Genomic DNA, 840 nt, shown 5'->3' on the forward strand with positions numbered 1-840 from the left:
TCTTTCGTTTTATACATTTCTTTTAAGCCATTTTAAAACCAAACAAATCATACAACTAAGCCACATGATCCACTTTTAAAATGTATAACATGTATAAAAGTTTCCTGGCATCGTCAGAACTTGTATTCAGATTTTTTACAAGGCACCTATAGCATCGATTATAAAAATATAGATTCTGATAGATTCTAAAAAACAGCTTATAGATTCTATAACCAACTTTATTTTTTGACTTTATACATTCTCATACATGCTTTATTTTGAATTTTAAGGGGTCATTTTAAAGAAATAGGGATAAATCATATAGTTTTATATCCAAAAGTTTATAAACGCTCTTAAAACGCAAATATGAGCCAAATAAATATATTTTGATTTCACAAAATGATTTTTTCTAAAAACCAGTGTCGATTTTTAAGACACTGCCCATCTACATGCAAATTAATTTGCATACATTTTTTATAGTTCCCACAGGGGCAGACGACCATATATTTAACAATAAAAAAGTGTCAGTCTAAGACCAACACTTTATGTTTCTTCTTCAATTTCATCAATCATTTGATGATTTAATTCCCTTTTTTCTTGTTCTGTTAAATCATGCAATTCACTCGCTAAATATTCTTTTTGTTTCCAAATATAAAAAATTTGATAGATATATTCAGTTGGATCAATCTCTTTTAAATAATCTAAATCGCCATTTTTTAATAACTTTCTCGCCTCTTTAAATAATCCCGAATACACTAACACCTGCTTACCTTTTAAAGAACGATAATACGCGTCGAATACTTTTTGATTAATTAAATAATCACTATCTTTACCAGAATACTTAGCCATTTCATATAACTC

At 27.7% G+C, this 840-nt stretch carries 1 protein-coding gene; it reads right to left on the reverse strand.

The window, feature by feature from the left end; all coding sequences use genetic code 11:
* Positions 1–522: 522 nt before the first annotated feature.
* On the reverse strand, positions 523–840 hold a 318-nt coding region (locus tag AYJ08_RS07385), incomplete at its 5' end, for a protein rep (RefSeq protein ID WP_231929047.1).

It is taken from the genome of Brevibacillus sp. SKDU10 (assembly GCF_001645205.1).
In the GTDB taxonomy this organism is placed as follows: domain Bacteria; phylum Bacillota; class Bacilli; order Brevibacillales; family Brevibacillaceae; genus Brevibacillus_B; species Brevibacillus_B halotolerans.